Raw genomic sequence first — 23,491 nt, forward strand, 5'->3', positions numbered from 1 at the left:
CCAGGGAGGAACCGCCTCGAAACGGACCACGGAGTTACTTCAAGCGGTGGATCTAAGCTTGTCGCCCGATATCCAACCGGAAAATTTCCCTGTGATGGGTCACTTCATTTCTCTTGAATTGACAGGGTCTCGCGCCTCGTTAGAATCTCCGCTGTGCCGCCCCGCTTGGGCGGCGCTTTCTTTTTAAAGGCCCAAGGCCGACCTTCAGGGTGTCCTTGGGCTTCCACCAGAGGCGGAGATATCCCGTGACATCGCCATTGCTGCCGACCTATGCACGCGCCGAACTGTCCTTCGAGAAGGGAGAGGGGGCTTGGCTCTACGGCCGAGACGGGCAGCGATATCTCGATTTCGGCGCGGGCATCGCCGTGAACGCTCTGGGGCATGCCCACCCGCACCTTGTCGAGGCACTGACCCAGCAGGCCTCCAAGCTCTGGCATACCTCCAACCTGTTCCAGATTCCGGAAGGTGAGCGCCTGGCCGCGCGGCTGGTGGAGAATACCTTCGCCGACGTCGTCTTCTTCTCGAATTCAGGCGCCGAGGCCAACGAGGCGGCCGTGAAGATGGCTCGCAAGTATCATCATGCCAACGGCCATCCGGAACGCTTTCGCATCGTCACGTTCGAGGGCGCCTTCCACGGCCGGACCCTTGCAACCATCGCGGCCGGCGGCCAGGCCAAGTACCTGGAAGGCTTCGGCCCGAAAGTCGAGGGTTTCGACCAGGTTCCCCTCAACGATCTCGATGCGCTCAAGGCCGCAATCGGCCCCGAAACGGCCGCTCTCCTGATCGAACCGATCCAGGGCGAGGGCGGCGTCCGCTCGGTCGACGCGGCCTTCATGAAGGAATTGCGGGCGCTCTGCGACCGGGACGGCCTTCTCCTGATCTTCGACGAAATTCAGACCGGGGTCGGCCGCACGGGCAAGCTCTTCGCCTATGAATGGACGGGCGTGACGCCCGACATCATGTCCGTGGCCAAGGGGATCGGCGGCGGTTTCCCTCTCGGCGCCTGCCTTGCCACGCGCGAGGCGGCCAAGGGCATGACCGTGGGCACGCACGGCACCACGTTCGGCGGCAATCCGCTCGCAATGGCGGTCGGCAATGCGGTGCTCGACGTGATCCTGGCGCCCGGCTTCCTCAAGGAAGTGGAGCGCAAGGGCCTTCTGCTGAAGCAGCGGTTGGCCGAGCTGAAGGATCGCCATCCTGCCGTTATCGCGGAGGTGCGCGGCTTCGGGCTCATGATGGGCCTGCGCACTGTCGTGCCCAATACCGGTTTCGTCGCCGCTGCCCGGAAGCAGAAGATCATTCTGATCGGGGCCGGCGACAATGTGGTTCGGCTTCTGCCGCCGCTCATTATTTCCGATGCGGATATTTCGGAAGCCTTCGATCGTCTGGATGCCGCCTGCGCGGCGATGGAAGCTGAGCTGAAGACCCAGGCTCGGCCGGGAGCAGTTTAATGAAACCCCGTCACTTTCTCGATCTCAGCGACTTTTCGGGCGCCCAGATTCGCCACATCCTGGCTATCGGCTCCGGCATCAAGGCCAAGCGCCGCCGGGGTGAGCGCTCCGGCGACCGACCGCTCGAGGGCAAGACGCTCGCCATGGTGTTCGACAAGCCCTCCACCCGCACCCGTGTCTCCTTCGACGTGGGCATGCGCGAGCTTGGCGGCGAGACGTTGATGCTCACGGGCAAGGAGATGCAGCTTGGCCGCGGCGAGAGCATCGCGGACACGGCGCGGGTTCTCTCGCGCTACGTGGACGCGATCATGATCCGCACTCTCGACCACGCCATGGTGACGGAACTGGCGCAATACGCTTCGATCCCGGTGATCAATGGGCTGACCAAGACGACGCATCCATGCCAGATCATGGCGGACGTCATGACATTCGAGGAGCATAACGGTCCGATCGAGGGCCGCACGGTCGCCTGGGTCGGCGATGCCAACAACGTGCTCGCCTCGTGGGTCCATGCCTCCGCGCGCCTGAATTTTACGCTGAAGATCGCGTCTCCGCCGGAACTTGCTCCGCGCCCGGAGCTTTTGTCCTGGGCCAAACAGGAGGGAGCGCGGATCAGCGTGACGACCGACGCATTCGAGGCAGCCGAGGGGGCTGATGCCATCGTCACCGATTGCTGGGTCTCCATGGGCGATGACGACGAGTTCCGCCGCCATAACCTGCTCAAGCCGTATCAGGTGAACAGCAGGCTGATGGGCGTGGCCGCCAATGACGCCGTGTTCATGCATTGTCTCCCGGCCCATCGCGGCGAGGAGGTGACGGATGAGGTCATGGACGGGTCGCAATCCGTGGTTTTCGATGAGGCCGAGAACCGGCTTCATGCACAAAAGGGCATCCTGGCCTGGTGCCTTGGAGCAGAAAGCGCATGAGTTCAGCTTCGTTCGAGGGACATGATGACATCGTCCTGCCGTTCGCGGTCGAGCCCCTCGACGTGCGCGGGCGGGTGGTCCGTCTCGGTCCTTCCATCGACACCATCCTGGCCCGTCACGGTTATCCCGACGTGGTCGCCCGCGTCATCGGCGAGGCGGCCGCGCTCACCGTCATGCTCGGTTCATCGCTGAAGCTCGAAGGGCGCTTCCAGCTTCAGACGAAGACCGACGGCATCATCGACATGGTGGTGGTGGACTTCAACGCGCCCGACAGGTTGCGCGCTACGGCCCGTTTCGACAAGGAGAAGCTGGAAGTTCTCGGGTCGGTGACACCGGGAACCGGCGAACTCCTTGGCTCCGGCTACCTCGCCATGACCATCGATCAGGGGTCGGAGCGCAGCCGCTATCAGGGGGTTGTCGCTCTCGATGGACAGGGCTTCGAAGAGGCCGCGCACCAATATTTCCGTCAATCGGAACAGATCCCGACGCAGGTGCGCCTCGCGGTGGCCGAGCAGTTCGAGAACGGACGCCACACCTATCGTGCGGGCGGCCTGATGATCCAGTTCCTGCCGTCCTCGTCCGAGCGGCTGCGCCAGGCGGATCTCGATCCTGGCGATATACCGGAAGGCCATCCGCCGCACGATCTGGGCATGCCCTCGGAGGACGATGCCTGGGTGGAGGCTAAGTCGCTGCTGGCAACGGTCGAAGATCATGAGCTCATCGATCCTGCCGTATCGAGCGAACGGCTGCTCTACCGCCTGTTCCACGAGCGTGGCGTGCGCGTGTTCGAAGGCCAGCGCGTGCACGAGGAATGCACCTGCTCGCATGAGCGTATCATGGGAATGATGCGCCGCTTCTCTCCGGAGGATCGCCGCGACATGGTCGGCGACAACGGACGCATCGGCATCACCTGCGAATTCTGCTCGCGTTTCTACGATCTCGACCCGGCCAACGTGGAGGCCGCGATCGGCAAGACGGAAGCGTGAGGCATCGGTCGAAGCGCTGAACGCGACCCGTCGGCCCCGCGCAAGCGGGGATCCAGCGCCACTGACGGTTCAGGTGGGAGCATAGCCACACCCCGCTCGCCTTATTCGGCCTGGCCAGCGATCATGGGTCCCGGGCGCCGCTGCGCGGCCCCGGGATGACGGTCGACGACCGAAAGCGTTCAGGGCTTCGCGCAGGTCGCCGCCAAGCGGCGCATGAAGGCCGCGCCTGCCTCCAGTTGATCCAGCGTGATGTACTCGTCCGCCTGATGCGCCTGGTTGATGGAGCCGGGGCCGCAGATGACGGTCGGGACGCCTGCGGCCTGGAAATGGCCCGCCTCCGTCCCGAAGGGAACCGTCTGTGTGCGGTTTTTGCCGGCAAGCCTCAGGGCGAGGGTCTCCGCGAACGATCCCGGTTCCGGCGCAAGGCCGGGCACGTGAGCATGGATTTTCGTTTCGATATGCCCGAAATCGCCGAAGCGGGTTAGCCGCTTGAGCGCAACGTTCTGCACGAATGCCTCGAGCCTGTCGGGGATCTCGTGGGGATCCTGGCTCGGGAGCCCACGGAACTCCCAGTGGAAGGTGCAGGATTTCGAGATGATATTGCGCGCCGTGCCGCCCGAAACGACGCCCACATGCACGGTGGTGTAGGGCGGATCGAAGCGTCCGCTGATGTCTCCACGCTCCATCATCTCGTCGCCGATCCGATTGAGTTCCGCGATCAATTCGGCCGCCGTCATCACGGCGCTGGCGCCGAGATAGGGCTTGGACGAATGGGCCTCCAATCCGTGCACCGTCGTCGTGAAGGTCACCACGCTCTTATGCGCATCGACAACCTCCAGCATCGTCGGCTCGCCGACGATCACGGCCTTTGGCATGGGTAGATCCTGGCCGAAACGGCGAATGGTGTCGACGACGCCCAGGCATGTCGTCTCCTCGTCGTAGGAGAGCATGATGTGGATCGGCGTCTTGAGATCGGCGGCCTGAAATTCCGGAATCAATGCGAGCGCCAGCGCGTCGAAGGCCTTCATGTCCACGGCGCCGCGCCCGTAGGCGCGCCCGTTCTCGATGCGCAGCGTAAACGGATCCGACGTCCAGGGCTGTCCGGCGACGGGCACCACGTCCGTATGGCCGGACAGCACGACGCCGCCCTTGTCCTGCGGGCCGATGGTGGCATAGAGGGCGGCCTTGTCGCCGGTCCCGTTCGGAACACGCACAAACGGCACGTTCCAGCTCCGGAGATAGGCCTCTACGAAGTCGATGAGCGCAAGGTTCGACTTGTCGCTTTCGGTATCGAAAGCGACAAGCTTCGCGAGCATTTCAAGCGGCGTGAACCGCTGACCGTTGGGAGACATGAAAACCTCAGTGCAGCACGCGCTTGCCGCGCGGCATGTCGAGTGAAAAGGCGGGAATGGCGGCGTCGAAGGTCTCGCCGGTTGCGGTTTCCATCACGTAGCTGCCCTGCATCGTGCCGCTCGGCGTCGTCAGCGGACAGCCGCTGGTATAGCTGTAGCTCTCACCCGGGCCGAGCACCGGCTCCTCGCCGACCACACCGACCCCGCGCACTTCCTGCATGCGGCCCTGCTCGTCGGTGATGCGCCAGTAACGGGCGCGCAGCTGCACGCGTTCCAGGCCCAGGTTGATGATCTCCACCGTGTAGGCGAAGAAGTAGCGGTTCTCGTCGGGCGAGGATTCTTCCGGCATGTAGCGGGGTGTCACGGTCACGCTGATGCCGCGGGTGACGGCCTTGTACATGAGTGGTCCCTCGGCCAGTGATGGAATGTTAGGCCCTCGTCGTAAGGCCGCCTTCAGGCGCCGTCAATTGAGGCTGAAGGGGCATCCTCGCGAAGGCGTCCGGTGCAGGATCGATCCCGGCCCGGTGCCGGATTAACCTTCATGCGCTCGGTCGACCCGGCAGGGCTGGCCTTGCGCCCTTTTCCCAACGACAATGGTGAAACGGATCGGGAATTCCGTTACACGGCTCCGACAGCTAAGCTAAGAACACTCGAAGAGGGGCTCAGAGCCCTTGGAATGTAAGGTCATGGTCGCGTTGAAGGACGGAATCCAATCGGCTGATGCCATCAGGCGCCTCGCGGAAGCGGGCGTGATCAAACCGGAGACGCCCTTCGCCTCCGATCAGGTCCAACCTGCGAGCCTCGATCTGAGGCTGGGCCGTCGGGCCTACCGGGTCCGCGCCAGCTTCCTGCCGGGCCGCAACCATACGGTCCGGGACCGCTTGGCGCAGCTGAGCTTCCACGAGATCGATCTGTCCGCGGGCGCCATCCTGGAGACGGGCAGCGTCTACATCGCCGAGCTTCAGGAAAGCCTCTCCCTGCCCGACGGTCTGTCGGCGGCCGCGAACCCCAAGAGCTCGACGGGCCGTATCGACGTGTTTACCCGGGTGATCACCGACCGCAGCCAGGAATTCGACACGATCGGCATGGGCTATTCGGGTCCGCTCTATGCGGAGATCTCGCCCCGCACCTTCCCGGTCCTGGTCAGGACGGGCACGCGTCTCTCGCAATTGCGCCTGCGCAAGGGCGAGGTCCGGTTGAACGACGCGGATCTTCATGCCCTTCACCGGCGAGAACGGATCGTCACCTCCACCGAGCCGTCGATCCAGGACGGCGTTGCCGTGAGCGTCGATCTGGCCGGCTTCGGCTCGGACAGGCTCATCGGCTACCGCGCCAAACGCCATACAGGCCTCGTGGACGTGGACAAGCCAGCTTCCTGCCGGATCGCCGATTTCTGGGAGCCGCTCTATGCGGATGCCTCCCGGACGCTGATCCTCGATCCGGGTCAGTTCTATATCCTGGCTTCGAAGGAGGCGGTGCACGTGCCGCCGGATTATGCCGCCGAAATGGTGCCCTTCGACCCGCTTGTCGGCGAATTCCGTGTTCACTATGCCGGCTTCTTCGATCCGGGCTTCGGCCATGCCGGCGCAGGAGGAGAGGGGGCTCGCGCCGTCCTTGAGGTCCGCTCCCGCGATGTGCCCTTTATCCTGGAGGATGGCCAGATCGTCGGACGGCTCGTCTACGAGCGCATGGCCGAACGCCCTCAGGTGCTCTATGGGTCGGGGGCAGGCTCCAATTATCAGGCACAAGGGCTGAAGCTGTCGAAGCACTTCCGCTAAACCGGTCCCCAGACGAGGGCCCGGATGGGGCGAGCGGCCGCTGGCCCCGAAGCGGTGGCGAGACGGTGCCGGGATGCGCCTTTCGAGGGGGATCAACGGCTTCGAGGCCGAATGCCGGTGCCGCTCGGTCAAGCCGGCCCGAAATGGAGCGCCACGCTCTTGGGATGTGTGAATCTTCAACCACCACGGCAGCATGGGCCTGACACAGAGTACCGTTTGGACTTGACGAACCACCCCCGAAGCATTGTAAACAAAGCTTCAGGCGGGCGTAGTTCAGAGGTAGAACGTCAGCTTCCCAAGCTGAATGTCGTGGGTTCGATTCCCATCGCCCGCTCCAAATTTCCTTTAGGAATTGCCAAGGGGTGCAACGATTAGGTCACTCGGACCGCGCCCTGCAGGATCCGAGTGATACAACGCTGATACAACAATCTCTTCCAACGGCACTCGAATCGCTGCGTCAATCCGTCCTTGACGATCGTGGTCTGAGAAGGCCTGATGGGGACTCTCCTAACTGTTTGGTAGCGGAACGTTGTTGGGACCAGGTGCGTTGCGCGATTGAGGAGTATGCTTGGCGCTTTGACGGCCTGCGACGCCGAGCTCCTCGCCGCAGGTCAAGGGTTGGGAGGAGCCGGATCCCGTCGATCACAGATCCGGTTCGACATCGTCACGGAGCTCCTCGCGCTCCCGGCGAGACCGGATCTGCTGCGTGCCGACTGTATGCCCCCTCAGAAGCAGCCGGTCCTCTCGCCGGATCAGGTCGAACCGGCGTTTTGCCCCGGCAAGCAGATCCTCGGAGCCATGCACCGCGATCACCTTAATCTCGAGGGCGACGAGGTTCTCCAGGCAATATGAAGGATCGGCGCCCTGCGGTTCTGCACCGCTTTGGAGCGCTGGCTCGGCGAGGCTTCGAAACGATCCGACGTCAATGAGCCGTCCCGCCTGCAACGGGCCTTGCCGTGTCTTCAGATCCAGGTCCGAGCGGCCTTCCAGCACCTCGGTCACCGGGCAACTCCACCGTCCCTTGGCGGTCTCGACGGTCGCGATGAGGCTCTCGATGTAGATCACCTCCGCGCTCATGTTGCTGATCAGGCACCGGGCCTCCAGCCCGGACCCAGCGCCACGGTTGATCAGAATGTTCGACCGCTTCTGCCGACGATAGCTGCTGACGAACACCTGCAGATAGGCGATCCAAACAAGCAGCATCGCGATATTCGCCAGCGCGCTGATGACTTGATGGTTGCCAGCAATCCAGTTCCACATGATCGTCCGCTTGCAGTTAGATCGATGACCCTCTCGCTCTCCAGGGACCCCAGCAAGGGCTCCTTCACCTTGAGGGTGGATCAGGCTCATGTTCCGGAGCGCCGTGGACAAGTTGCGTCGCTGGCGAGCGGACGAGCAGGAGATAGCGTTCAAACTGGACGAGAACGTCCGTGATGATCTGGTCACGATCCATGCCCATAATGTCGTAGCCGCGGCTGCCGCTGGAAAAATAGGTGCGGGCCTCGTAACGGTATTCCGGCTTGCCGGCATCGAGCAGGAAGGTGGGCACGGGCTGGGCGCTGCGGCTGACGCCGTAGATGAAGTCGCGGACGCCCTCGGCTGGCGTTCGCAGGGCGATGGCGCCGCTTTCCTCCTCGACCACATGGGAGGTGCGGCCGCGCCCGCTCAGCTCTCTCGCGACCTGCTCGAGCGCCGGACGCACCTGGGCGGCAATGAACCTGTCGACCTCGGCCTCGGTCGGAGCATGGAGGATGAGCGCGAGACGGCGCTGCCAAGGGAGGCCCGTGGCGGGCTGGGCGGCGGGAGTGTACGTCCTATCAGCCTGAGCCTCCTGCTGAGCGAGGTCGGCGCGCATGCCGGCCAGGAGCGACCAGACGAGGGCCAGCATGACAAAGGTGAAGGGCAGGGCACTGGCCACCGTCGCCGATTGCAGGGCGCCGAGACCGCCGGCAAGGAGCAGGCTGGCCGCGACGACGCCCTGGAGAATGCACCAGAAGACACGCTGGCCGGTGGTGGTCCGGGTTTCACCGCCGGCCGCGATGGAGTCGACGACCAGCGAGCCGGAATCCGCAGAGGTGATGAAGAAGATCGCGACCAGGAGCACGGCCAGGGTGGAGGTGACGCCCGTGAACGGCAGGTACTCGAAGAACTTGAACAGGCCGACTGACACGTCATCGGCGATGGCAGCACCGAGCGCACCGTGGGCCACACCGGTGTCCACGAACATCGCGGTGTTGCCGAACACGGTCATCCAGAAAAAAGTAAAGCCGGCCGGGATGAACAGCACGGCGGCGACGAACTCGCGCACGGTGCGGCCGCGGGAGATGCGGGCGATGAACATGCCGACAAATGGCGACCAGGAAATCCACCAGGCCCAGTAGAAGAGCGTCCAGGCGTCGATCCAGGGCGTCGGCTCATAGGCATAGATGTTGAAGGTGCGCAGCAGCAGCGTGTCGAGATAGAGACCCAGGTTCTGGACGAAGTCGCGGAAGAGCTGCGCCGTTGGTCCGACCACCAGGACGAAGAGCATCAGCAGGACCGCCACGATCAGATTGGTTTCGGAGAGGATGCGGACCCCCTTGTCGACGCCGCTGACCACCGAAACCGTGGCCAGGGCCGTAATGACTGCGATCAGGGGAAGTTGAATTTCGGGGCCGATGGGGACGCCCAGGAGATAGTTGAGGCCGGCATTGATCTGGGAGACGCCCACGCCGAGCGAGGTGGCGATGCCGAACATGGTGCCGACAATAGCGAAGATGTCGACGGCATGGCCGATGGGACCGTTGATGCGCTCCTTGAGAAGCGGATAGAGGCCGGAGCGGATCGTGAGCGGCAGGTTGTAGCGGTAGCCGAAATACGCCAGAGACAGGCCGACCACCGCATAGATGGCCCAGGCATGGATGCCCCAGTGGAAGAAGGTGACGGTCATGGCCTCGCGCATCGCCGCGACCGAACGCGGCTGAGCCGTTGGCGGCGCCATGAAGTGGGTCATCGGCTCGCCCACGGCATAGAACATGAGGCCGATCCCCATGCCGGCTGCGAACAGCATGGCGATCCAGGAGGTGAACCTGAAGTCGGGAGTGGATTCGTCCGGTCCGAGCTTCAGCCGGCCGTAGCGGCCCATGCAGAGAAGCAGAACCGTGGCGAGGAAGATTGCGACTGCGAGGAGATAGAGCCAGCCGAAGGCTTTGAGAATGGCGGCCTGCAAGTCCTTGAAGACCTCGCCAGCGCGATCCGGGAGAATGACTCCGATGGCGAGGAAAAGGCCGATGAGGGTGACGGCGCCGAAAAACACTGGCGGGTTGATGATGAAGCGTTTGAACATGCGGCTCCTTTGGGTGCTCCGACGTCAGCCTCGGCGGCGCGGCCTCGCGTGTTGCCGTCGTCTACCAGGAAACCAGAGACGAATTCGATCGGTTTGCCGGCAGGCGGGCTATCGCGGTACGGCATGAAGATCACCCTGGAGACGACCGGTACGCTGGGGTTCCAACTGCCATGCTCGCCGACCAACACTCCGTTGGCGAAATCTGCGCCCTGACCAGGGCGAAACCACCGTCAAGCAGTCCGCCCACAGCACGTGGACGCTCAATCGGTAGGTGAGATCGCTGAGCAGCGCGCCAAGGAACAGGGGGGAATGGAAAGGCGAGAAAGACCGCGTGAACGGGATAAAGCGGCCTCAGGTGGCCTGGGATGGATACGACAACCACATCGCTTCCTCTCATTCCTGGGCTGACCACGGACCTACGCCCGACATGGACGTTGGGAGGTCAATGCACCAGTAGTCCGTAGGTTGCGGAAGCAATCTCAAACCTTGGCAGCCCACCGTGCCCCACCTCTCAGAGCGAGCAGAGGTTTAGGGTAGCACTGCATCGGGTCCGATGCCGATCGAGCCGCCGCTCGTCCTTTCCCTCCGCCGCCCGTTCGAAAAAAGGAGCGTAGTTGATGATGTTGAGCATCTTGAGGTCGGCCTCCGGTCATCTGCCGCAGGATGATGCGGGACGGGTGGTCCCGGGACCGGACCTGAGAGGCCAGCCATGCCCCCCTGAGTGGTGTAGCTCGAGTGGAGATTGCACATGGGCGGGATCCTCCGGCGCGCCATGGTACTTCATGTGGCTGTGGCGGCTCGCAAACGGTAAACTTTCAGACTGTGACCTGAGGATCCAGTGGACATGAAAGGGGCTGATCCGCCGCGATCTCGATACGGTTGCGGCCACGCGCCTTGGCCCTGTAAAGTGCGCTATCCGCCAACCGGAGGGCCTCCTGTAAAGGCAAGTCGCTCGTCCAGGCGGCAACCCCCGCGCTGATGGTGACCGCTCCAACGATCGGATGACCCTTGGCACTGATGGCATGGCACATCCGCTCCGCCAGCTGAGCGCCATCGCTCAGAGAGGTCCCCGGAGCTGCAATCACGAACTCCTCTCCACCCCAGCGGCCGGCCAGATCGCCGAGGCGAAGCTGGCTCGTGATGGATGACGCGACCCATCGGAGAACCTCATCGCCTGCGAAATGTCCGAACCGGTCGTTTACGCGCTTGAAGTGGTCGACGTCCAATAGGATCAGGACTGCCGAGACGGATGAATCTGTCTGAAGCCGCTGGAATGCGGCCTCCATGCCCCTCCTGTTAGCAATACCCGTAAGGGCATCCGTATGGGCAGAGTTCTCCATTGCCGCCGCCGCGACTCGCGCTTGCTCGAACTGGGCATGGAGCACTGTGAAGAAGGATAGCGACAGGATCACGAGAAGGTGTACCGCACCAGCATTGATCAGGAGCACTCCAAGCTCAAGCGACCAGAAGCCCGGTCCTCGGATAAGCAAGATCAAGCAAGATGGAGCAATCGATGCGACGAAGACGCCGCCGCTCAGTACGATTGCATGACGCTGCTGGAACAGCACGAAGGCCGTAACATGGATCAAGGGCATCCACTGCAGCGTGTTGGCAACGATATAGAGGTTGTTCTGCGCCTGCAGCAGCGTGAATGTCGTGATCGCAGCGACAAAATACAGAGAAACCCCAAAATAGCACCCTAGAAGCGCCAAGGTGAACTTATTCGGAAACAGGCGCAGAACCGTCAGACTGCAGCCGAAGACGAGTGCGAGCATCGGATATGCGTAGCGATCATAGTCCGCGATGATGCCCGTTGTGTGCTCGAACCACCAAAGGGCCACGACACACAGCAATCCTCCCAAAGCTAGCAGGCTGAGAACCGAGCGTCGTCTCTCGTGAAGGGGATTATCCATTCGGCGCTTGCTTCAGGTCTTACTTGCATGCGGCCATGAGGTCATGGTGAGGACGGTGAGGTTGCCGACCAGAGACCGTATCGCCGGAATCGCATGACCACTGCGTGCCAATCGCCGAGTCATCGGCTCCGACGGACACAACGGCGAGCGGGCGCAGCTTGCCTTCAAGGCGAAGGGGTAGCCGCTCTTGCAGCAAGTCGATCATCGATGCGGTGTTCCCATCGACCGGAGGCGTGTTGATGGATAGAGCTTGGGCGCCAAACGAGGTTTATTAGCTTGCTGATCGCTCATGGTCCCCCGACAGCTCCTAGGCTCTTGCGAGCTTCTGGACAAGGATGCGCACTAGACATGAACCAAGTGTCAATACCAGTCCAGTAGAACAAAACACTGAAGGTGACGTATTTCCACAACGGTACGTAGTAAGCTCGACCCCTGCCACCGGCAGCTAGAGAATCGGCCCCAAAAGTGGACCTGCACTTTTGGGACCCATCCGATGCTTTCTCCTTGGATTAGAGCATCGTTCGGGCGGCCCCGAAGGTCCGCACGATGCTCTAGGCCCTGCAGGCTTCTTCACCGCCATGTCGGACGCAGCACGCGATGATCGCTGAGTTCCAAAAGCGGTTAGACCCCCCTTCAAAGGATCTACCAGGTTCTGCAGTGACGCGAGTAGCCGGGGCATTCTTACTATGTGAAGTCAGGTCCCAAGCCGTGCCTCGTGCGGCATGTCTTTTGAGCCAGATGACGATGCTACGAGACATGATGAAGGACGCGATCTGAGCTCTGCTCCTGCCCGTCGGAGGAGGACGCGCTCACGCTGCCCGAGAGAGCTGACTTGTAGGTCGAGAGAGATCCTCGCTCACCTTTGCGACAGTTCGTCCATCCCCCGGTCGAGCTTGGCGGCCATGATGAAGTCGTTCTCATGCAGCCCCTTGATCTTCTTGGTCTGCAGCGACACCGTTACATATCCCCATCCGAACGAGATATCGGGATGGTGGCCTTCGGACTCGGCAAGCTCCGCCGCCTGTTGCACGAAGACAAACGCATCAGCAAAGTTCTTGAACTTATAGGTTCGCTCGATCCGGTGCGCGTCGTCGCGAATGGCCCATTCCGGGGTCTGGAGGCGAAACGCTTCGGCCTCGACCGGCGTGAGAGGCGGGATCCCGCCTTGGCAGGGAGTACAGGTCTTCCTGGTCAGCTCCGTCATCGTCCTGGCCCTCTCTTCAATGCATCAGGGTGGGAGTATATTTGCCAACGAGCTGTTGGAAAACTCATACCATGACCTGCGGGACGATTTCGCCAGAGTGACCTGACCAGGACGCTTGACGCGGGTGAGTGCCGAACAACAGAATGTGTCTAACAGAAAGGCGAGACGGTTCGAACGCTATGATCGATGGCCAAAGCCCTCCCGACCCTTCCAGGAAGGCAGATCTCCAGGTTCGCAAGGAGTTGCTGGTCGCCCTCGGCTTGCCGTTGGGGCCGCGACCATTGCCCGCCGTCGAGCCCCAGAGGGCGATTCCTTGTGGTCCGCATGGCCGCCCTGCGTTCTGCCAACCGACCGCCGACCTGTCTCGTTTCGAGGGCTCTCCGATGTGCATGAGGCCATGAGGCCCTGAAGGTCGGACGGTCATCGCATCTGGAGTTCCGTGATCGAGACGCTCTCCCAGCAAGGCAGGCTCCCGAACCTTCATATCATCAACGGAACTCCTCTCCGCAAGCATCCACCCTGCGCACCTCCGTCAGGCAGTTTGTGACCAGGAACGTGATCACCCAATCTGCCAAGCGGCCACCCTCGCCCGAGCCTCTGGCTGGCCGGCCAAATGCGTCGGATGGGTCTTGCTGCTAAGGACCGTCATGGCGTGGTCTCCGGCGAGACCGGAGCGCTCCAACGCCCGAATCCGAGCGGGTGGGTTGCAACACCCGAAGACTACGCCGCCCTTTCAAAAGTCCATCACATCTCCGACGGCACCGGCATCCGTTCGTTAAGCCGGTGCTCTCAACTCTCTTGAAATGCCTCCTCGCGCCTGTTGCGGATGGCTGGCAGGGCTACGGCGAGGATGAGGACAGCGGTTGCTGCCAGGAGAATCGCCGAAATAGGACGATGAATGAAGATTGAGAAATCCCCCTTGGAGATCACCATGGCTCGCCGGAAATTCTCCTCGATCATCGGGCCAAGCACGAAGCCGAGCAGCAACGGTGCCGGTTCACATTCGAGCTTCTTGAGAGCGTAGCCGAAGAATCCGAAACCAACCGCAAGGAACAGGTCGAAGACTGAATTCTGCACCGAATAGACGCCGACGCAGCAAAACAGCAGAATAGCCGGATAAAGCACTTTGTAGGGAACTGTGAGGAGCTTCACCCAGATGCCGACGAGTGGTAGGTTCAGGATCACCAGCATCAGGTTGCCAATCCACATGGAGGCGATCAAACCCCAGAACAGGGAAGGGTTGCTGGTCATGACCTGGGGACCAGGCTGAATGTTGTGAACGATCATCGCTCCCAGCATCAGCGCCATCGTCGCGCTTCCGGGAATGCCCAAGGTGAGCGTCGGAATGAATGCCGTTTGCGCTGCGGCATTGTTGGCCGCTTCAGGGCCGGCAACGCCTTCGATCGCGCCTTTCCCGAACCTCTCGGGCGTCTTTGAAACTTTCTTTTCCAGGCTGTAGGCAAAGAAGGAGGACAGCGATAGGCCTGCTCCGGGGAGTACGCCAACAGCCGCGCCGATGGCGCTACCGCGCATCACAGCCGGCATCATCTGCTTGAAGTCGGAAAGTGACGGCCACAGGTTAGTGATCTTGCCCGTGTAAGCCTCTCGGACTTCTTTGTGCTCCAAGCTGGCGATGATCTCGCCAAAGGCGAAGATACCGACCGCGATCACAATGAAGTCAACCCCCTCCCAGAGTTGCGGCAGTCCGAAGGTGAAGCGCATCACACCCGAGGCAACGTCAGTTCCTACGAGGCCGAGCAGCAACCCGAGCACGATCATTCCGATTGCCTTGAGGAGCGGTCCCGATGCGAGGGAGACCGCACCAACCAGACCCATGGTCATGAGCGAGAAATACTCCGCCGGACCGAATGCGAATGCGAACTCCGTGAGAGGCTTCGCGAAGGCTGCCAGGATCAGTGTTCCAGCACAGCCGGCGAAGAATGAACCGAGAGCAGCGGTCGACAGCGCAACGCCCGCGCGCCCCTGTCGTGCCATCTGGTATCCATCCAGCACCGTGACCACTGAAGAGGTTTCACCCGGCAGATTGACCAGGATAGCCGTTGTCGATCCGCCATATGCTGCGCCGTAGTAAATGCCGGATAGCATGATCAATGCGGACAGAGGTTCCAGTCCGAATGTGAAGGGGAGGAGCATCGAGATCGTGGCCAGCGGACCCAACCCGGGCAGCACCCCGATCAGGGTTCCCAGAAAACAACCGACGAACGCATAAAAAAGGTTTTGAAGTGTGAGAGCGCTCGCAAATCCGAGCATCAGGTTGTCGAACAATTCCACTGTAACCTCCTCAGCCTGCGATGAATGTTGGCCAAACTGGGAACTGGAGGTTCAGCGCGTAAACGAAAACGACCAGAGAGAAGACGATCAGGACGACTGTATTGATGAGTGTCGCTCGCCACGTAAATTCATGACTTGCAAGGCTTGATCCGATGATCAGGGCAATCGTGGAGAGCACGAGACCAAAGGTGCCAAGCAACAGACCGAACACGAGGACCGAAGCAAGAATGATGAACAGAGGTCTGAGCGCCCAGTGCTCCATTTTCTGAGGCTCTGCATCGAGCCGAATGGCACCGAGGGCGACCACTATACCGATGACAGCCATGAGGACGCCGAGCCAGAATGGAAAGTAGCCGGGCCCCATCCGGGACGCAGTTCCCATCCGATATCCATAGGAAGCGACGGCAAATGCGACCCCGAGTATGATGTACAGAAGGCCCGAGGAGAAGTCTTTCTGACGCACGATTTTCATTGCATTACCCAAAGACGCATAGTCGTCCTCTCCGCTCTTGAAGAAAAAGCAGGCGAGCGCCGCGTGCAGCACAGCCTTGGCGTGCCGCACACTTACATGTGCGCAGGCTGGATTTGCGTGGCATTTTATTGAGCCTGGATGTTGGCCTTCTCGGCGATCGTGCGCCACTTCTGGAGCTCGTCCTGAATGAGCTTGCCGAAGGCTTCCGCGGACATCGGTGTCGGCCGGGCAGCATCGCGAGCAAGGAATTCCTTGGTCGCTTCTGTTTCCAGGACCTTGTTGATGTCGGCATTGATCTTGTTGATGATCCCATCAGGGGTGCCGGCTGGCGCGAGAATTCCCCACCATTGCTCGACATCGACGCCCTTGACCCCTGCCTCCGCGGCTGTTGGGATTTCGGGAGCGACGCTGGCGCGCTGCTCACTGGTGACAACCAGCCCTCGCAGTTGACCGCCACGGATGAGCGGCAGGGCTTGAGTCATGCTGCTCATGAAAAGGTCCGAATGCCCGCCGATCACATCTGTCATGGCTTCCGAACCGCCCTTGTAATGGACTGGCACCATCTGGATCCCGGCGCTCTGCGCGAAGAGTTCTGCTCCGAATTGGTTGACAGTGCCGACGCCCGACGTGGCATAGGTCAATTCTTTGGCCTTCGCCGTTTTCAGGAACTCCTGAACGTTCTTGGCCGGTACGGATTTTCCAACCACCAAAACCAGCGGGACCTTGCCGATCATGGCAACCGGCCTGAAGCCCTTGACCGGATCGAACGGCAGATTCTGTTGCACGGCCGGGTTCATCGTGAAGGTCACAGACGCGATCAACAACGTATGGCCGTCCGGAGACGCCTTGGACACATGGGCGGATCCGATAGCGGCCCCTGCGCCGGGCATATTCGATACAACAACCGGCTGCCCCCACATCTTGCCGAGATTATCTCCCAGATGGCGCGCCAGGATGTCATTCGATCCCCCCGCAGCGAATGGAACGACCAGAGTAACGGGCTTTGTCGGGAATTGCTGTGCGAAAGCCGCAGTCGCGAACGTCATTGCCGCTGCTGTAAGAGTGTATCTGGCGAACTTCATGATCTTCCTCCGTAACGACTTTATGATATGTTATTGCGAACGCTGCTCTTGCATTGCGCAGGGTTCGCCGATGTCTTTGCATCGATTCTGAGGCTTTGTGGGACGGAGGTTTAGCGCCCCCCTCCTATGCCAATGGTGGTATGAGAAGCTGACGGAGACAGCCTGTCGAATAAAAAATCCACCGTCAGCCATAAAGCCGGCTTCTACAGATGCTCCTCCCGGACCGTCTGTCTGAGATGATCGATGAAGTCATTCACGACTACTGATTGAGGAGCGGCCTTGGGTCGGATGAGCAGGGTCTTGGCTTCGATGCGTGGGTTCAGGTTTCGGACGACAAGTCCCGGAATGCCCATCGCGCTCACAAGGAGGGGATCGACGAGCGCAATGCCTGCGCCGAAACGCGCGAGCATGATGCCGGTCAGGGAGACGCTCACCTGGACAACGATAGTAGGCGCGATCCCTGCCTCGCTGAGCGCGCGGTCCACATAGGGGCGGAAGACGATCTGGGGCAGGTATGTGATGATGGGATAAGGAGCGAGGTCCTTGATGTTGACCTCTTCGAGGTTGGCTAAAGGATGATCTTCCGGCATGACGCAGGCGATGCTCCAGCTCATGAGCACCTCCGTGTCCACCGCCGAACTGACGATCGGTTCGTGCGCGATTCCGATCTCGACCTCGCGATTGATCACCCGGTCGAGAACCTGCGGGGACGTGAGCGACTGAAGGGTGCATTGCACCTGAGGTCTCTTTGCCACGAAGGTCGCGACAGCCTTTGCGAGGTAGCCGTTGGCAATGGGAAAAGCCGCAGCGACGGGAAGAGTGCCGAGCCGGCCGCCGACCAAGTCCTGGGTAAGCCGTCCCACGGCTTCGATCCGGCCGAAAATCTCGGCGACATCCGGGAAGATGGCATGAGCCTCGTTGGTCGGCTGCAGCCGACCGCCGACCCTCTGGAAGAGCTTCATCTTCAACCGGCTCTCACAGTGCTTCAGCACGGTGCTAATGGCAGGTTGCGTCACATTGAGCAGTTGCGCGGCTCCGGTGACTGAACCGGTCACCATGATGGCGTTGAAGACCTCCATCTGTCGAAGGTTCATCATTCTCGCTGCTTCCTCTCCTCAAATTCTCCCGGGCCGTACATTATCAGGATTTATGATCGTGCTCGGATAAGTAATTAGACATTGATATGGATCGTGCGAATGATCAACCGTCCGGAACTCCGGCGTGGATGCGCTGCGCCCATGCCGGATGCATTGTCTTTTGTCGGTGCTGCAAGATAGCCGGTGCGGTGGAGGGAAGCCGTACAGAATGGACACGAAGAGCAGCAAGCTGAGGCTCGGTGGCGAGGCAACGATGCAGGAGGCATCGGGACCACGGGTCAGTGTGCGTGACCTGTTCTGGGCGTTTCTGCTGGTCGGACTCTCGGGTTTCGGTGGCGTTCTCCCCTTTGTCCGCCACATGCTGGTCGACAAGCGCCGCTGGCTCTCTCCCGCCGAATTCACGGAGGTGCTGGGACTCTCTCAGCTGCTTCCAGGTCCGAACGTGGTCAACATCAGCATTTATGTCGGGGCGCGCTTTGCGGGTGCGATCGGCGCCACGGCCGCGTTCCTGGGGATGATGGTGGCTCCCATCGCGATCGTCCTCTGCCTGGGGGCGGCCTACACCCGCTACGGCGATCTTCCTGCCATTGCGAACGCTTTCCGAGGAGTTGCTTCCGCAGCCGCCGGGCTCGTCGTCGCAATGGCGATCAAGATAGCCTGGCCGGTGCTCCGCTCAGGGCGCACCATCGCCATTTCCGCTCTTGTCTTTGGTGCGATCGTGATCATAAAGCTACCGCTCGTCTGGACACTCGCCATCATGGCCCCTGTCAGCGTCCTCTGGATCTGGTGGAAGGCATCGTGAGCGGCAATGACAGCCTGTGGGGGTTCGTCCTCCACCTCTCGCTCCTGTCTCTTCTAGCGATAGGCGGGGTGAATACCATTCTCCCTGAGCTTCATCGCTTCGTGGTCCTTGACCATTCATGGATGACGAACGAACAGTTCACCGCTCTTTTCGCGCTCGCCCAAGCGGCTCCGGGGCCGAACGTGATCTTCGTAACCCTGATCGGCTGGCAGGTCGCCGGGGTGGTCGGCGCTCTCCTGGCTACGATCGCAATCTGCGGTCCGGCAACTGTCATCGCGTATGTGGTGACGCGCCTGTCGACCCAGTGGCAGCATCTGAAATGGTTCAGAGTGCTGCGAAGCGGGCTTGTCCCGTTGACGACGGGCCTGATGATCGCCAGCGCGTGGCTTCTCACAGCCGCATCCGCTCAGAGCGTTTTCAGCTACATCATTACAATCACGACAGCCCTCGTGATGCTGACGACACGGGTCAACCCTTTGTGGCTCCTCGCACTTGCGGGAGGAGTTGGCGCCGGAGGTATCCTCTGAGGCCTTCGCTCGTCATAAATCGAATTAATAATCAGCTGCGACTTAATGATTGGACGTTGATCCCCTTCGATTGAATGCTCCAGGCCAGTCATCAACCTGATGCAAGGGCCTGAATAATGGCGACGCTGACAATCGGCATCATCGACCCGTTCCACCCAAAGAGCATTGAGACAATCGAGGCTGCAATCCCCGCTGAATGGCGGCTCAGCATCGCCAAGGGACAGAACATCGACGAGAAGGCGCAAGCACTTCGCGATTCGGATGTCGTCTTCGTCATGGCTGCGCCAATGCCTGCTTCGCTCATCGATGCGGCACCGCGCCTGCGGTTCATTCAGAAGCTCGGGGCCGGTATCGACCGGATCGATCTCGACCACTGTGCTGCACGCGGAATCGGCTTGGCGCGTCTTCAGGCCGGGAATTCGATTCCCGTGGCGGAGCATACGCTTCTCCTGATGCTTGCAGCGTGCCGGCGTCTTCCGCTCCTCGATCGACAGACCCGCGCGGGCGGCTGGGACAAGGAGACTGCGCGCGGAGTGAGCCGGCAGATCAACGGCAAAACTGTCGGAATTGTAGGCTTCGGCGCGATTGGGCAGGCCGTCTCCAAGCTGCTCACAGGATTCGGCGCGAACGTCCTCTACTTCGATCCAAGGCGAGCCAGCCCTGAACTCGAGCGGGAACTGCATGTGACTTACGCATCCCTCGACGAGTTGACCGCGCAGTCGGACATCGTGTCCCTCCATCTCCCCCTCATGAAGGAGACGGCCAGGATCTTCGACGCGGCGCGCATTGCGAGAATGAAACCTGGATCGACCCTGATCAACTGCGCTCGCGGCGGCCTCATCGACGAGACCGCTCTGCACGATGCGCTCGTCAGTGGGCACGTCTTTTCGGCCGGTATCGATGCCTTCGAGCAGGAGCCACCGGTCGGGAGTCCTTTGCTCCGTCTCGATCAGACCGTCGTCACTCCGCATACTGCCGGTGGCACGATCGACAACTTCAAGCCCGTCGTGGAGCGGGCCGTGCGCAACACGCAGCTCTTTCTTTCCGGAGAGGATATCCCCGCACAGGACTTGGTGCAGGCGCCGCGCAGGTCGGCAGCGTGACGTCACGACGATGGAAAGCTCCACGCTGCCGAACAGGAGAAACGATATGGATCTGCATCCCTTTATGATCGGCAATCAATGGCGGGAAGGGCAGGGAACGCCCTTCGTCTCGGTGAATCCTAGCGACGGAACTGAGGTCGCCTGGATCGCCGGTGCGGGATCTGCAGATATTGATGACGCCGTAAAGGCTGCACGGGCGGCATTGGGCAACCCGGCTTGGGCCGGGCTGAAGCACCATGAGCGTGCTGCTCTTCTTTACCGCATGGCGGATCTTGTGGGCGCGAACGTCGAGCGTCTTGCCCGTGTGCAGATGGAAGATAACGGTAAGACTTTTGCGGAATGCCTGTCTCAGGCGAAGAGCGCAGCAGCCACTTTTCGCTATTATGGCGCCGCCTGCGAGACTTTCGAAAGCGAGCTTACGACCCAGCGCGGCCCCAGTGTCACCATGACCGTATACGAGCCTGTTGGAGTGATTGCTGCAATCACGCCCTGGAACTCGCCGCTGACGCTTGAAGCGCAGAAGCTTGCCCCTATTCTTGCCGCCGGAAACACCGTCGTGCTCAAGCCGTCGGAGGTGACGCCTCGCATTGCTCTCGAATATGCGCGGTTAGCCATCGAAGCGGGATTCCCGGCCGGGGTCGTGAACGTCGTGACCGGCGCGGCCGATGTGGGGCGAACCCTGGTCGAGCACGCCGGCGTTGACATGGTGAGCTTCACTGGCGGGACGTCCGCCGGACGGGCCATCGCGGCGACGGCTGGACGGCGCCTTAAGCCGGTTGTGCTCGAACTCGGCGGAAAGTCGCCTCACATCGTCTTTGCGGATGCTGACCTCAGGAAGGCGCCGAAGAGCGTCGCCGATGGGATCTTCTCGGGTGGAGGCCAATCCTGCATCGCTGGCTCCCGTGTTTTCGTGGAAGCATCGATCTTCCAGCCCTTCATGGAAGCCTTCCAGGCTGCCGCGCAGGGCTACACGCTCGGGACTCCCGATCATCCTTCGACGCGAATGGGGCCGATGGTAAGCTTCAACCATCGTGATCACGTCGCCCGGGCCGTCGAACTGGCACGTGAGGAGGGCGGCCAAGTCCTCGTCGGCGGAGATCTGCCGACCGGGGAGGCATTCAGGAATGGCGCTTACTATCCAGCGACCGTCATCAGTGGCGTTACGAACCAGTCACGGGTTTGCCAGCAGGAAATCTTCGGGCCCGTTGCCGTCGTCCTGCCGTTCGACAACGAGAGTGATCTGATCGAGCAGGCCAACGACACGGAATTTGGTCTCGCGGCTGGCCTCTGGACGAGCGACTTCGCGAAAGCCTGGCGCGTGGCGCGCGCGATTCAGGCCGGAACGGTCTGGATCAATACCTACAAGGAAACATCGATTTCGACTTCCTTTGGTGGGTTCAAGCAGAGCGGGCTGGGTCGCGAGAAGGGGCTCAACGGGATGCGGACCTACATGGAGCCGAAGGGTCTCTACTGGCACGTGGGCTGATGCAGCCTGCCTGCCAAACACAACGAACCTTACACACCTGCCCGCTTGAGAAAGCGGCACGCTAAAATTCGGGAGGATTATGAATGTCGACGACCGTTGAAGTGATGGCCGATGCTTTCAAGGAAGCCGGTACCCCGTTTCTCGTGGGGCACCCTGGCGGCGAGTCCGTCGAGCTGATGGAGGCTGCGCGCCAGCGTGACATGCGCTTCATCCTGATGAAACAGGAAACGGCCGGCGCTATGCTCGCGGCGACTTGGGGCGAGATCACGGGATCTCCGGGCGTCTGCCTGTCGACGCGCGGCCCCGGCGCTGCCAATATGGTGAACGGTGCGGCGCACGCGTTTCTTGACCGCGCTCCTCTCATCCTTCTCACGGACCGCTATTCGCAGCCGGCTCACGAAGTCGGGTTGCGCCAGCGCATCGACCAGCTCGCAGTCTATGCGCCCCTCGTTAAATGGGGAACGACGGTCGACGCGCGGACGATCCGCCAGCAGCTTCGCCGCGCAATGCGCACGGCGACGGCGCCCGCTCCCGGGCCCGTCCAGTTCGACATTCCTCAGAGCGAGACGACGAAGGAGGCCGCACCTCTGCTGGCGGAGCCGCCATTGATGCCGAATCTTGTGTATCCGGAGCCGGATGCAGCTGCCCTGAAGCCGATCGTTGATCGGGTACGGGCTTCCCGCAAGCCGATCATCCTCGCAGGTCTCGGGGTGCTGTGGGCCAGAGCGTCGGGCGAACTCGTCGCGCTCGCCGAGCAGCTCGGTGCGCCGGTTCTCGTCACGTCCAAGTGCAAGGGCGCTATCCCGGAGGATCATCCTCTGCGCGCCGGCTGCATCATCGGCGGCCTGATCGAGCGCAAGCTCGTGAGCGAAGCGGACCTGATCATCACGGTGGGTCTGGACGGGGTAGAGTTGCAGCCCAAGGCCTGGCCCTACACGACACCTCTCGTGGCTCTTTCCAGCACTCCCTCTCTTGACGCACTCGTGCCGGCCGAGATCGAGGTGATCGGTGATCTGAAGCTCCTCATGAACAAATTCACCGACCTTTGCGCGGGCGGAGGCAGCTGGGGCGAGAGGGCCGCGGCCGTTTTCCGTCAGGATGTCACCGATGCCCTCAACACCCCAAGCACGGGACTTTCGCCACAGCGGGCGATGGAGGTTGCGCGCGCCATCCTGCCGCGTGACACCATCGCGACCTGTGACGCCGGAGCAAGCCGTCTCCTGGTCGTGCAGAAATGGCAATCCTACGGACCTCGCGAGTTCCTGACCTCCAACGGTCTCGGCTCGATGGGATATGCGGTTCCCGGCGCATTGGCCGCGCGCCTTGCTCACCCCGATCGCCCGGTCGTCGCCTTCACCGGTGACGGTGGTTTCCTGATGGCCGTCGCCGAGCTCCAGACGGCGGTTCGCGAGAACCTGCCCATCATTGTCGTCGTTCTCGACGACCAGCAGATTGGGCTGATCCGCGTGAAGCAGGAAATCAAGGGCCTTCCGCTGCACGGTGTCGGAGTCGGTGGCTGCGATTGGGAGAAGCTGGCCCAGGGCTTCGGAGCGGACGGTGTCACGGTCGATACGGATAACGGCTTGCAGGACGCGCTCGGCGCCGCCCTGAAAACCGGCCGGACGACGGTGATCGGCGTCAGGATCGACGGATCCGGCTATGTCGATCAGTTCAACGCCCTGCGTGAGCTCTGAT

At 61.6% G+C, this 23,491-nt stretch carries 19 protein-coding genes and 1 tRNA gene; 10 read left to right on the plus strand and 10 right to left on the minus strand.

Annotation, left to right across the window (positions count from 1 at the left end; translation table 11 throughout):
• The first annotated feature begins 245 nt into the window (after positions 1 to 245).
• Genes AB8841_RS01070 through AB8841_RS01080 form a run of 3 tightly spaced genes read left to right on the plus strand, consistent with a single transcriptional unit; the run spans position 246 to position 3,363 of the window.
• The gene (locus AB8841_RS01070; protein WP_370434038.1) at positions 246 to 1,451 is read left to right on the plus strand and encodes an aspartate aminotransferase family protein; all 1,206 of its coding nucleotides are present in this window, start codon (positions 246 to 248) and stop codon (positions 1,449 to 1,451) included.
• Entirely contained in the window at positions 1,451 to 2,377 is a 927-nt protein-coding gene (gene argF / locus AB8841_RS01075) for an ornithine carbamoyltransferase (protein WP_370434039.1), read from the plus strand. Before AB8841_RS01070 ends, argF begins: the two co-directional genes overlap by 1 nt.
• Positions 2,374 to 3,363 (plus strand): Hsp33 family molecular chaperone, encoded by a 990-nt coding sequence (locus tag AB8841_RS01080; protein ID WP_370434040.1) that lies wholly within the window; start codon positions 2,374 to 2,376, stop codon positions 3,361 to 3,363. Before argF ends, AB8841_RS01080 begins: the two co-directional genes overlap by 4 nt.
• Before the next feature lie 179 nt (positions 3,364 to 3,542).
• On the opposite strand, the gene argE is transcribed toward AB8841_RS01080, so the two are convergent.
• Entirely contained in the window at positions 3,543 to 4,715 is a 1,173-nt protein-coding gene (gene argE, locus AB8841_RS01085) for an acetylornithine deacetylase (protein WP_370434041.1), read from the minus strand.
• Positions 4,716 to 4,722: 7 nt separating this feature from the next.
• Positions 4,723 to 5,115 (minus strand): Co2+/Mg2+ efflux protein ApaG, encoded by a 393-nt coding sequence (apaG, locus tag AB8841_RS01090; protein ID WP_370434042.1) that lies wholly within the window; start codon positions 5,113 to 5,115, stop codon positions 4,723 to 4,725.
• Positions 5,116 to 5,401: 286 nt separating this feature from the next.
• On the opposite strand from apaG, the gene AB8841_RS01095 reads away from it, so the two are divergent.
• Both AB8841_RS01095 and AB8841_RS01100 read left to right on the plus strand, forming a co-directional pair.
• On the plus strand, positions 5,402 to 6,493 hold the full coding sequence (locus tag AB8841_RS01095) for a 2'-deoxycytidine 5'-triphosphate deaminase (RefSeq protein WP_370434043.1): 1,092 nt from the start codon (positions 5,402 to 5,404) through the stop codon (positions 6,491 to 6,493).
• 262 nt (positions 6,494 to 6,755) lie between these two features.
• Positions 6,756 to 6,830, plus strand: a tRNA-Gly gene (locus tag AB8841_RS01100).
• A 305-nt stretch (positions 6,831 to 7,135) separates the two neighbouring features.
• Here the strand turns inward: AB8841_RS01100 and AB8841_RS01105 are convergent.
• The 8 genes from AB8841_RS01105 to AB8841_RS01140 form a co-directional block, all read right to left on the minus strand.
• Positions 7,136 to 7,753 carry a hypothetical protein gene (locus tag AB8841_RS01105; protein WP_370434044.1) on the minus strand — a complete coding sequence of 206 codons (618 nt, stop codon included), beginning with the start codon at positions 7,751 to 7,753 and terminating at the stop codon, positions 7,136 to 7,138.
• A 64-nt stretch (positions 7,754 to 7,817) separates the two neighbouring features.
• Positions 7,818 to 9,818: a BCCT family transporter gene (locus AB8841_RS01110; RefSeq protein ID WP_370434045.1), complete on the minus strand. Its 2,001-nt coding sequence runs from the start codon at positions 9,816 to 9,818 to the stop codon at positions 7,818 to 7,820.
• Positions 9,819 to 10,633: 815 nt separating this feature from the next.
• Positions 10,634 to 11,731, minus strand: coding sequence for a GGDEF domain-containing protein (locus AB8841_RS01115; protein ID WP_370434046.1), 1,098 nt, complete (start codon positions 11,729 to 11,731; stop codon positions 10,634 to 10,636).
• 856 nt (positions 11,732 to 12,587) lie between these two features.
• Entirely contained in the window at positions 12,588 to 12,935 is a 348-nt protein-coding gene (locus AB8841_RS01120; protein ID WP_370434047.1) for a 4a-hydroxytetrahydrobiopterin dehydratase, read from the minus strand.
• A 789-nt stretch (positions 12,936 to 13,724) separates the two neighbouring features.
• Positions 13,725 to 15,227, minus strand: a complete 1,503-nt coding sequence (locus tag AB8841_RS01125) for a tripartite tricarboxylate transporter permease (protein ID WP_370434048.1) — start codon at positions 15,225 to 15,227, stop codon at positions 13,725 to 13,727.
• A 10-nt stretch (positions 15,228 to 15,237) separates the two neighbouring features.
• Complete coding sequence (locus AB8841_RS01130) at positions 15,238 to 15,789, minus strand: tripartite tricarboxylate transporter TctB family protein (protein ID WP_370434049.1); 552 nt, start codon at positions 15,787 to 15,789, stop codon at positions 15,238 to 15,240.
• 35 nt (positions 15,790 to 15,824) lie between these two features.
• The gene (locus tag AB8841_RS01135) at positions 15,825 to 16,781 is read right to left on the minus strand and encodes a Bug family tripartite tricarboxylate transporter substrate binding protein (RefSeq protein WP_370434050.1); all 957 of its coding nucleotides are present in this window, start codon (positions 16,779 to 16,781) and stop codon (positions 15,825 to 15,827) included.
• A gap of 203 nt (positions 16,782 to 16,984) precedes the next feature.
• Positions 16,985 to 17,878 carry a LysR family transcriptional regulator gene (locus AB8841_RS01140; protein WP_370434051.1) on the minus strand — a complete coding sequence of 298 codons (894 nt, stop codon included), beginning with the start codon at positions 17,876 to 17,878 and terminating at the stop codon, positions 16,985 to 16,987.
• A 208-nt stretch (positions 17,879 to 18,086) separates the two neighbouring features.
• Between AB8841_RS01140 and AB8841_RS01145 the strand changes: the two genes are divergently transcribed.
• The 5 genes from AB8841_RS01145 to AB8841_RS01165 all read left to right on the plus strand — a co-directional run bounded on the left by AB8841_RS01145 (position 18,087) and on the right by AB8841_RS01165 (position 23,490).
• Positions 18,087 to 18,680, plus strand: a complete 594-nt coding sequence (locus AB8841_RS01145; RefSeq protein WP_370434052.1) for a chromate transporter — start codon at positions 18,087 to 18,089, stop codon at positions 18,678 to 18,680.
• Positions 18,677 to 19,207, plus strand: coding sequence for a chromate transporter (locus AB8841_RS01150; RefSeq protein WP_370434053.1), 531 nt, complete (start codon positions 18,677 to 18,679; stop codon positions 19,205 to 19,207). The genes AB8841_RS01145 and AB8841_RS01150 overlap by 4 nt, the downstream gene beginning before the upstream one ends.
• A 116-nt stretch (positions 19,208 to 19,323) precedes the next feature.
• Positions 19,324 to 20,310 (plus strand): 2-hydroxyacid dehydrogenase, encoded by a 987-nt coding sequence (locus tag AB8841_RS01155; RefSeq protein WP_370434054.1) that lies wholly within the window; start codon positions 19,324 to 19,326, stop codon positions 20,308 to 20,310.
• Between the two features lie 46 nt (positions 20,311 to 20,356).
• The gene (locus AB8841_RS01160) at positions 20,357 to 21,796 is read left to right on the plus strand and encodes an aldehyde dehydrogenase (protein WP_370434055.1); all 1,440 of its coding nucleotides are present in this window, start codon (positions 20,357 to 20,359) and stop codon (positions 21,794 to 21,796) included.
• Between the two features lie 83 nt (positions 21,797 to 21,879).
• Entirely contained in the window at positions 21,880 to 23,490 is a 1,611-nt protein-coding gene (locus AB8841_RS01165; protein ID WP_370434056.1) for a thiamine pyrophosphate-binding protein, read from the plus strand.
• Position 23,491 lies beyond the last annotated feature (1 nt).

The sequence above is a fragment of the Microvirga sp. TS319 genome (assembly GCF_041276405.1).
Taxonomy (GTDB): domain Bacteria; phylum Pseudomonadota; class Alphaproteobacteria; order Rhizobiales; family Beijerinckiaceae; genus Microvirga.

Excerpts from the sequence above, each read along its gene's own strand:
- AB8841_RS01115 (WP_370434046.1), bottom strand. The coding sequence starts at position 11,731 with ATGGATAATCCCCTTCACGAGAGACGACGCTCGGTTCTCAGCCTGCTA.
- AB8841_RS01105 (WP_370434044.1), bottom strand. The coding sequence starts at position 7,753 with ATGTGGAACTGGATTGCTGGCAACCATCAAGTCATCAGCGCGCTGGCG.
- argE (WP_370434041.1), bottom strand. The coding sequence starts at position 4,715 with ATGTCTCCCAACGGTCAGCGGTTCACGCCGCTTGAAATGCTCGCGAAG.
- apaG (WP_370434042.1), bottom strand. The coding sequence starts at position 5,115 with ATGTACAAGGCCGTCACCCGCGGCATCAGCGTGACCGTGACACCCCGC.
- AB8841_RS01095 (WP_370434043.1), top strand. The coding sequence starts at position 5,402 with ATGGTCGCGTTGAAGGACGGAATCCAATCGGCTGATGCCATCAGGCGC.
- AB8841_RS01080 (WP_370434040.1), top strand. The coding sequence starts at position 2,374 with ATGAGTTCAGCTTCGTTCGAGGGACATGATGACATCGTCCTGCCGTTC.
- AB8841_RS01165 (WP_370434056.1), top strand. The coding sequence starts at position 21,880 with ATGTCGACGACCGTTGAAGTGATGGCCGATGCTTTCAAGGAAGCCGGT.
- AB8841_RS01110 (WP_370434045.1), bottom strand. The coding sequence starts at position 9,818 with ATGTTCAAACGCTTCATCATCAACCCGCCAGTGTTTTTCGGCGCCGTC.
- AB8841_RS01140 (WP_370434051.1), bottom strand. The coding sequence starts at position 17,878 with ATGATGAACCTTCGACAGATGGAGGTCTTCAACGCCATCATGGTGACC.
- AB8841_RS01120 (WP_370434047.1), bottom strand. The coding sequence starts at position 12,935 with ATGACGGAGCTGACCAGGAAGACCTGTACTCCCTGCCAAGGCGGGATC.
- argF (WP_370434039.1), top strand. The coding sequence starts at position 1,451 with ATGAAACCCCGTCACTTTCTCGATCTCAGCGACTTTTCGGGCGCCCAG.
- AB8841_RS01160 (WP_370434055.1), top strand. The coding sequence starts at position 20,357 with ATGGATCTGCATCCCTTTATGATCGGCAATCAATGGCGGGAAGGGCAG.
- AB8841_RS01155 (WP_370434054.1), top strand. The coding sequence starts at position 19,324 with ATGGCGACGCTGACAATCGGCATCATCGACCCGTTCCACCCAAAGAGC.
- AB8841_RS01135 (WP_370434050.1), bottom strand. The coding sequence starts at position 16,781 with ATGAAGTTCGCCAGATACACTCTTACAGCAGCGGCAATGACGTTCGCG.
- AB8841_RS01145 (WP_370434052.1), top strand. The coding sequence starts at position 18,087 with ATGGACACGAAGAGCAGCAAGCTGAGGCTCGGTGGCGAGGCAACGATG.